The sequence below is a fragment of the Moorena sp. SIO4E2 genome (assembly GCF_010671945.1).
Classification (GTDB): domain Bacteria; phylum Cyanobacteriota; class Cyanobacteriia; order Cyanobacteriales; family Coleofasciculaceae; genus Moorena; species Moorena producens.
Map to the genome: position 1 here is coordinate 1 of NZ_JAAHIE010000363.1, position 7,717 is coordinate 7,717.

A 7,717-nucleotide genomic window follows, 5' to 3' on the forward strand; every position below is an offset into this window, starting at 1 on the left:
ATCTAAGGTTTCGTCTCTTGCCTTAATCATAAAGTTTTAACCCTTTACCCATAGCCGACTAACCATAAAGGCTGCCCCAGCGAGGGATTGCTCGCTGGGGTAACTTCTGACCGTGTCGTTAATAAAGCTTATCGTTCGCGTAGCGTGGCCTACGGCCTTGTATCCAAAAGCAGTAGCTGGAGTTGGTAAGAAGCCCGCCCTGTCCCGTTAGGGCAGCGTCGGGAGATGTCACGTAGTGTTGATATTCCCCAGAGTGTGTTCCCGTAGCGGCTCTTCGAGAGCATCGCATTTATCCCACTGGCGATGCGCGATCGCACTCTGGGGAATGCTGTTGGTTATTACTCGCTTTCGGGGTACTGATCCTGAACCCAATGGTTCACCCTGGTGGTTGTCGGTTACTGGAAATCCCTCTAATTAAGTTTTCTATTAGATTAGCCCAATCCTTTAATATATAGCGCTACAGTTCAATAGTCGTCCTGTCAGGTAAATATATTTCGCAATAGTTCTCAATCATGATATTAAAGCATTAAAAATGTCTATTTCATCAGCTTGATCAGCTGGCTTGGGGCAAGTGATTGGGGAAAACGCTCCTCGTCTGAGGCAATCCCTATGCCCAAAAAAAAAGAGAGCCACGTTTTTGACTCTCTCGATCATCAGGGTGCATCTACTAATTAAAATTTATCACAAATGGTGAGGGGTGTGACCCCTCATAGCAAAAATCAGCCAAATGGCTGATACCAATGGGCTAAATACCTGTGGGATATTACCTGTCCGATATAGAGTATATTGCCCTTTTGGCTGATTTTTGCCTCAATTTCACCGGATAAGCCCAAAAATAGTGTCCTAAAGGCTATCCGATCGGACAGAAATCCAGATTCGTAATAATTCAAGGTGATGTGGAATTGGTCAAGGGGATTTAGAGCAAATTGACATAAGCGATCGCTTAATGGCAGAGATGATCTCAAGCTTGTGCCAGTGGGAAGATAACTAAAAACTGAGGTCGATACTGATCACTCAGTAAAGGCGCACAAGCATGGATCTGTATAGTGGATCTGTATATTAGTAACCAACAGAAGACTCTGTTGACTGAAGTGATGCTCTAGAAAAGACTTGAAATCCTAGGTACTTGAGTTGTGGAATCGTTCATTCGCGAAGGGTGGCCCACGGCCAAGGTTTTGATGAAATTTCCTGAAACTCTAGATTTCCTTAAGTAGTGGGTATTAGACTTAACTTAAGGTACACCCTTGTCTGATGAAATTTGCTACTATTGCCCAAGCTAAGAGAATAATAATCTTTATACTAACGTTTTGCTTAAGTGGGTGTTTTCCTCAACTTGATCAACTATTCAGAAATCCATCTTGTAGGAAAGCTGAAGAAGTTGTCAAAACAGCCCAAAATAAATTCAATAGTATAGTTTTTAATTTGACGCTAGAAAGTCCCGATCAAGAGACAATTGAAAAGCTATACTCACAACTTCAAATTCTTGAAGAATCAGAAGAAAAAGCTTATCAAATATGTCAAAAAATCTAGTTTTTTAATTTATATAGCTTGGTTTAAAGGGAACAGCGGATCTGGGAACAGCGGATCTGGGAACAGCGGATCTGGGAACAGCGGATCTGGGAACAGGAAAAGGATAGCAGCAATGCATCGCTTTTTTTATCAATCATCTGTTTACATCTCAAATAAAAATTATCTCTTTATTCTTTTCCGAAAACTAATCCTGATCAAGACCATAAGATTGCAACATTTTTTCTCGCCGTTTACGAGCAATTGCTTGTAGATCAATGTTTCGATCGGTCTCATCAACAATTTCACCGGTTAGCACCTCCAGTACATCCTCCAGGGTGACTACACCAGAAACACCCCCATATTCATCCAGTACAACCATCAGATGTTCACGGGTTTGCTGAAAGGTTTTCAGTAGCTTATCAGCCCGAACAGTTTCAGGGACAAAGCGGACTTGACGAATCAGAGAAGCAAGGGGTTGGTTATGTTTTTCTTCAATGATTGCTGTGAGTAACTCATCTTTGAGAGCAATTCCAATAACTTTATCAATAGAGTCTTCAACCACAGGCATCCGGGTGTGAGGCGAAGCAATAATGCTTGGTTTAGCGTCAGCCAAAGTGGTATTACCATGTAAATAGGTGGTTAGGATTCGCGGCGTCATTAAATCAGATGCAGTCAAATCATTTAACTGAAATACTCGTTGGATCATTTCTGCTTCATCATCTTCAATCACCCCTTCTTGATACCCAACCTTCGCTAAAAACCGGATTTCCGCCTCATTGGTGGTAGGAAGTTTTTGACCTTTAGTAAACGGAGCAGTAATTTTTTCCATCAACCACACCAGAGGGGTAAACACAACGGTTAAGAACCGAACTGGTAGAGCCACGAGTAGGGCGATGTTTTGGGCGTAGATCTGACCAAGGGTTTTCGGGACAATTTCCCCAAATACAATAATGAGAAAGGTAAATAGACCTGAAAAAACCCCCAACCAAGCCTCTCCTAAGACCCTAGCAGCAAGGGAACCAATTACGATGCTGCCAACAATGTTGAAGGTGTTGTTGAGAATAACAATGGTAGCTATGGGCCGGTTCATGTTTTTGCGAATCGCCAGTAGTGCTAACGGTGTAGGCTTGTTTGACTGCGCTAACTGTCGGACTTTAACGATAGGCACTGAAAACAAAGCCGTTTCTGCCATAGCACAGATGGCTGAACCCAACAGAACAATAAGTACTGCGATAATGACTTCAAACATGTTGACACTCCCCGTCCTTATAGGACGGGGATTCTTACTTCAACGAGCTGTCTTGCCAAACCAGGTCGGAACCAGGAAAGGTAGAGGACAATTCTCCATAAGAGTTTAGATATTATAGATCTAGGTTTCGGTGTGCCCCACCGTACCTTACCTTTTTTTTACATATAGATAGATACTTTTTTTATCTAATTTTTTTTCATAGACGTTTAAGTCGTTAGACCAAATTACGCAATATGTATCTCTTACATATTTTTTACGTTGTCTACTTATGATTAGATAGTATTTATCTAGTTTTTGGTTTCTTGTTTATACTTTTATAATAACACGCAGTGCGAAAACTGTCAAGTTTTAACTTAAAAAGAAAGCCGTCCTATAAGGACGGGGCGCGATTACCCAAAATTTTTGGTAAATGTGATTAGGCGTAAAACCTTAGGCTGGTGCGCTACGCGCAATTGTTACCCGCCTAATCCCTGATTAACTCACCATTATTGATTTAACCGCTAATTAGAAACTTCTGCCAGTTCAATTACACGATCGTCCACATCCTTGACCAAAAAGTTCAGGGGCTTGAGGGTGCGCACTTTGTATTTCAGCCGTCTCATCTGCACCAGCATCAAAACTTGATCCAAGCACTCATGGTCAAAGCACACGTGACGTTGTTGGTTTTTATTGCCCAAGCTAGCTCCGGAAATCACGTGGAGCTGGGTATTCTTCTTTAACTGGTACCATAGCCCATCAGCACCACTGAACTGGGTCGCTTGGGTGGTTCCCAGATTGGTTGACATATATAGGGGGTCAATGCTGGTACTCCCCATGGTTTGCTCGTAATTATAGTAGTAATGTAGGGGGACTTCTGCTGCGGATAACTCTAGCAAGCCTTCATAAAACTGTCGCGCTATTGCCAAATCAGACACCATGATGGTGTGAACTTTTGGAGCGCTGGTCAAAAACATCCACATGGCAAAGGCATAGGCCCCTAGGAGCATCACCATGATACCTTGAGTGGAAAACAGGCTATCTAAAGGCAAAGAGGGTAAAAATGCGCCAAGAGGCAGGGGCGAAGTTAGCCAGGAAATAATATCAACTGATAGAATCATAAACTTAAACAGAGTTAGCAACTGGATAAATTAGTTTAAAGGTCCTTATGAACTTTTTGTCCAATCGTAGGTAATATTATTACCATCAGACATTGAGGTGCGACCCAAGGCCGTGAGCAATCCCTCACGGCCTTGGAGGCGCGCACCTTGGCGATGGCCTTTGGGCCACGCTACGCGAACGCTTTTTCTCAATTTTAGCTTCAACTGAAGGAGCATCGGAGCACCACAGGTTGTAGACTTGGTATCGGCATCCATCTCCTTCATCTTGAGGTCTAGTCCAGACCTAGGATACTAGGTTTGGAGATTGATCAACTCCAATGCCAGTTAATCATCGGCATTTCCCCTTTCTCAACACGAGGGGGTTGTGGTGAGATCAGGATGCATCTACAGGTGCGACCTGTGGCGAATTAAATTCCCTAAGGTCAAGGGCACCTCTCTAATTCTCCTAATTACAGGTTTTATTGAAAGATTGTGCAAATTCCCAATTTTCCTGAATCTAAGCATCCACTTATTAAATCACTGTTTCATCATAGTGATCAGGAATTGCTGACTTTGTTTCAGCGTCATCGGTCTGAAGGGAAGTACTTTACAGCAATTTTCTGTCGCTACAGTCCTATTGTCTATACATTAGTGCGCCACTCAGCGCGATCGCCTGTACAGGCGGAATATCTATTTGCTCTGACTTGGCGTCACATCTATCACGAACTGGGTGGCATGGATTTGCGGGAGGATTATGGACTAGAGTCAACGTCCTTCCAAAACCAGATTATAAACCTAACGGCGGTTTGTATTAACCAGGCCGACTTGCCACCAGTGGAATCTATTCACTATAACCTGAATTTAGCACCACCACCCTTGTGGTGTTATCTGGAAATGGCATTGGAACAGCTGCCACCAGCGGTGCGGTTGATGGTAATCATGGCTCAGACCTTTCACTGGAGTGAAACGCGAATTGCGGCTTATCTGCAAGCGGAGGGAGAAATGATTACTCCAGCTCAAGTCAGAACTGAACTCCAAGAAGGCTATGAACTGTTGGAAGCTGCTTTACCAGATGATATTAGGGTGGTCTATCTGGGGGTCGAAGCCAAGAATCGAGAAGAATCTGATCTATTTGCAGTACCGGTTTTGAGTGAATAAGGGGCGGTTAGTTTGCACCCTTGATCGGGGTACTTTGATTATAGGTTCAACAATAGCAGAAACGTTGATCAAACGGAGTCTTTTGGTATGGCGAATCATAGCAGGTTGCTGACTAGTCTTTCCGGAATCATAGCGCTAGCCTTTATTCCCTTGGTAATGTTGGCTAGCCCTATGGCTTGGGGTCAGACTCGGAGCATCGACCAACAACTGGCAATCCCTTTAGACAATCGTAGTGACCGCAGAGCAAGAAATCGGGCAGATTTTTTCCTGGAACAGTCAGAGCTGGCCAAACAGAGTGGTAACTTGAACGAAGCGATCGCGTATTTGTCCCAAGCGGGAGAAATTTATCAGCAAATTGGTGACTTTGAGGGATTGGGTAAGACTTACAATTCCCTAGGTCAGACTTACGCCAAGTTGGGACGCTATCAAGATGCAGAGCGAGCCTTGCGCCGAGGCTTGGGTGCTGCCCGTTCTCAACAAAGTTTTCAGCCACAGATTTATAGTATAAATAATATTGGAATATTATTGCTGCAAACGAGAAACCTCAAAGCGGCTCAGGAAGCTTTTACGGAAGCACTGACCATTTCCCGTACTATTAAGGATGATGACGGTGAAGGGTTGAGTCTGAATAATTTAGGCTTAGTGGCAGCTCAAGGGGGAAATTATCCCGAGGCGATTAAGTGGTATGAAGCTGCCCTAGTTTTACGGCGTCGCTCTCGGGATAAGTTGGGTGAGACGAATATCCGGAATAACTTGGGAGATGCCTATCTCGCCGCTAGACGGGAAAAAGATGCTTTGTATTCTTACCGCATTGCCCAGATACTGGCTGAGAAAGTTGACAATGTGTTCAATCAGATTCGTGCTATTAAGGGTATAGCGTTAACCCATATCGCTACAGGTAAGAATCGGCAAGCGGTGAAAGCACTGAAGGAATATCTGGCTTTGGCACAAGAACAAAACAATCGCCGTGAAGAGCTTGTTGCTCTAAAGTTGTTTGCCCAGTTATATCAAGACACTGGTAACTTGTTGGAAGCTCGGGCTTTTTATGAAAAAGCGATCGCAGTGGCTCATGCTTTAGGAGATATTCAGGAAGAAACATTGTTGATGAGCGATTTAGCTCAAATTATTTATGTTAGTCCTTAGTAGTTAGTCCTTGGTCTTGAATCCAGTTTTTGAGACTAGAATAAGTTGATTGGGCTATCTGTTTGACCTGGTTTTGAAGTTTCCATTTTTGGAAAGCTCTTTCGTAGTCATCGCCCTGTACTTGATAAGTATTCCAGGCTCTGAGTGCTATCCACAAACCCCAGAACAAGAAAATATATAAAGACCAAGACAGGGCAGCAAAGTTAAAACCAACGTTAATTAGATTAATCGCCAATAAAAAACTATTAACGATTACAAATTTTCCAAAACTTTTTTTGAATTGGCTACGTCGGTAGCTATTGAATTCATGACGTTTTTGCTGTTCTTGTTGTTGGGCTAGCCATTCTCGTTCTGCTTCCAAGAGAGTGTGGATTGAAATCCCTAATTCTGAAGCAATTTCCACCAACTGTTCACGGGAAAATTCTTCAACCATTTCCTGACGTGCCAGGGCTAGATTGAGGATTTGCTGGATGTCTTGTTGGTTGTAAGAGTGGGTGCTTTTGGTTTGAAAGACGGACATCGTTTAGTCAGTTTTACTAGTAGGAAGGGGGGTAGTGCTTAAAGAAGATGTTGCTCTAAACACGCTTGAGCTAAGAGCGGTGCTTAATTTTATTATGCCGATGGAAACAGAGAGGGGTCAAACCACCTGCATTCCTAAAACCGCACTAAGCGTGGACGGATTTTACGGCATTTTAGCAATCGGCAAATCTTTTACATTTCGTTACGATAGAACCATGAAAGACGAAACTACTATCGAGTTGCCTTCAGGTAGGTTAATTGTTCATTGCTCTTGGTTGATTGTTGATTGGCAAAAGCGATAAACCCTTTACTGCCAAGGATAACTGGCAATGGTATCATGATCTATTTTTCATGAACTATTTTTCATGAAATGTTAACTATGAACCATAACCTATCTACTACCTTAGAAGCCAACTTGGTATAAAAAAACGTCTTAGGAGAGTTTGAGGTAGTCTGCATGAACAGCAGTATTCGTGTTGGGAATTTATTTGGGATTCCCTTTTATGTGAATCCAAGCTGGTTTCTAGTCCTAGCTTTAGTCACCTTTGATTTCGGAGGTGACTTAACAAATTTTTCAGGATTGAGCGGTGTTTTGCCATGGTTTTTAGGATTTGTGACTGCACTTTTGTTATTTGCTTCTGTGTTAGCTCATGAACTAGGACACAGTTTTGTGGCGATCCAGCAGGGAATTGAGGTTAAATCTATCACTCTATTCCTATTTGGTGGTCTAGCTAGCCTGGAGAAAGAATCAAAAAGTCCACTAGAGGCGTTCTTAGTTGCGATTGCTGGTCCAGCTGTTAGTTTGCTACTATTTGCTCTACTAACTGCCGTTCAGGCTAATGCTAATCTAGCAAGTTCATTGGCATCAATTGTTGCACTCCTCGCCTCCATCAATTTGGCTTTAGCATTGTTCAACTTAATTCCTGGCTTACCACTAGATGGGGGTAACATCTTGAAGGCACTGGTTTGGCAAGTTACGGACAACCCACACAAAGGTGTGTTATTTGCTAGCCGTGTTGGTCAGTTCTTTGGTTGGGGAGGAATTATTTATGGAGTGCTTCCA

General features: G+C 43.0%; 11 protein-coding genes. 6 read left to right on the forward strand and 5 right to left on the reverse strand.

Annotation, left to right across the window (positions count from 1 at the left end):
• Positions 1–235: 235 nt before the first annotated feature.
• A complete protein-coding gene (locus F6K37_RS27245; protein WP_131826918.1) occupies positions 236–418 on the forward strand; it encodes a hypothetical protein in 183 nt (60 codons plus the stop codon).
• A 301-nt stretch (positions 419–719) separates the two neighbouring features.
• Here the strand turns inward: F6K37_RS27245 and F6K37_RS27250 are convergent, their stop codons facing one another.
• A complete protein-coding gene (locus F6K37_RS27250) occupies positions 720–965 on the reverse strand; it encodes a hypothetical protein (RefSeq protein WP_131826919.1) in 246 nt (81 codons plus the stop codon).
• 286 nt (positions 966–1,251) lie between these two features.
• On the opposite strand from F6K37_RS27250, the gene F6K37_RS27255 reads away from it, so the two are divergent.
• Positions 1,252–1,530, forward strand: coding sequence for a hypothetical protein (locus tag F6K37_RS27255; protein WP_008189253.1), 279 nt, complete (start codon positions 1,252–1,254; stop codon positions 1,528–1,530).
• 184 nt (positions 1,531–1,714) lie between these two features.
• Here F6K37_RS27255 and F6K37_RS27260 read toward each other — a convergent pair whose 3' ends face one another.
• The 3 genes from F6K37_RS27260 to F6K37_RS27270 all read right to left on the reverse strand — a co-directional run bounded on the left by F6K37_RS27260 (position 1,715) and on the right by F6K37_RS27270 (position 4,119).
• Entirely contained in the window at positions 1,715–2,758 is a 1,044-nt protein-coding gene (locus F6K37_RS27260; protein ID WP_287253520.1) for a hemolysin family protein, read from the reverse strand.
• A gap of 500 nt (positions 2,759–3,258) precedes the next feature.
• Positions 3,259–3,855 (reverse strand): hypothetical protein, encoded by a 597-nt coding sequence (locus tag F6K37_RS27265; RefSeq protein ID WP_008189255.1) that lies wholly within the window; start codon positions 3,853–3,855, stop codon positions 3,259–3,261.
• 45 nt (positions 3,856–3,900) lie between these two features.
• On the reverse strand, positions 3,901–4,119 hold the full coding sequence (locus tag F6K37_RS27270) for a hypothetical protein (protein ID WP_008189258.1): 219 nt from the start codon (positions 4,117–4,119) through the stop codon (positions 3,901–3,903).
• Positions 4,120–4,326: 207 nt separating this feature from the next.
• Here F6K37_RS27270 and F6K37_RS27275 point away from each other — a divergent pair, with 207 nt between their 5' ends.
• Positions 4,327–4,992, forward strand: coding sequence for a sigma-70 RNA polymerase sigma factor region 4 domain-containing protein (locus F6K37_RS27275; protein ID WP_008189259.1), 666 nt, complete (start codon positions 4,327–4,329; stop codon positions 4,990–4,992).
• An 87-nt stretch (positions 4,993–5,079) separates the two neighbouring features.
• Positions 5,080–6,135 carry a tetratricopeptide repeat protein gene (locus tag F6K37_RS27280; RefSeq protein ID WP_008189262.1) on the forward strand — a complete coding sequence of 352 codons (1,056 nt, stop codon included), beginning with the start codon at positions 5,080–5,082 and terminating at the stop codon, positions 6,133–6,135.
• Here F6K37_RS27280 and F6K37_RS27285 read toward each other — a convergent pair.
• The gene (locus tag F6K37_RS27285) at positions 6,125–6,655 is read right to left on the reverse strand and encodes a 2TM domain-containing protein (RefSeq protein WP_008189265.1); all 531 of its coding nucleotides are present in this window, start codon (positions 6,653–6,655) and stop codon (positions 6,125–6,127) included. The two genes, F6K37_RS27280 and F6K37_RS27285, sit on opposite strands and share 11 nt — an antisense overlap.
• Before the next feature lie 34 nt (positions 6,656–6,689).
• Between F6K37_RS27285 and F6K37_RS27290 the strand changes: the two genes are divergently transcribed.
• Both F6K37_RS27290 and F6K37_RS27295 read left to right on the forward strand, forming a co-directional pair.
• Entirely contained in the window at positions 6,690–6,956 is a 267-nt protein-coding gene (locus F6K37_RS27290) for a hypothetical protein (RefSeq protein WP_008189267.1), read from the forward strand.
• Between the two features lie 155 nt (positions 6,957–7,111).
• Positions 7,112–7,717: site-2 protease family protein (locus F6K37_RS27295; protein WP_287253524.1), on the forward strand; the 606-nt coding region annotated here is incomplete at its 3' end.

Bases quoted from the DNA above. Each gene is read 5' to 3' on its own strand.
- F6K37_RS27255 (WP_008189253.1), top strand. From the start codon at position 1,252: ATGAAATTTGCTACTATTGCCCAAGCTAAGAGAATAATAATCTTTATA.
- F6K37_RS27260 (WP_287253520.1), bottom strand. From the start codon at position 2,758: ATGTTTGAAGTCATTATCGCAGTACTTATTGTTCTGTTGGGTTCAGCC.
- F6K37_RS27265 (WP_008189255.1), bottom strand. From the start codon at position 3,855: ATGATTCTATCAGTTGATATTATTTCCTGGCTAACTTCGCCCCTGCCT.
- F6K37_RS27270 (WP_008189258.1), bottom strand. From the start codon at position 4,119: ATGAAGGAGATGGATGCCGATACCAAGTCTACAACCTGTGGTGCTCCG.
- F6K37_RS27280 (WP_008189262.1), top strand. From the start codon at position 5,080: ATGGCGAATCATAGCAGGTTGCTGACTAGTCTTTCCGGAATCATAGCG.
- F6K37_RS27285 (WP_008189265.1), bottom strand. From the start codon at position 6,655: ATGTCCGTCTTTCAAACCAAAAGCACCCACTCTTACAACCAACAAGAC.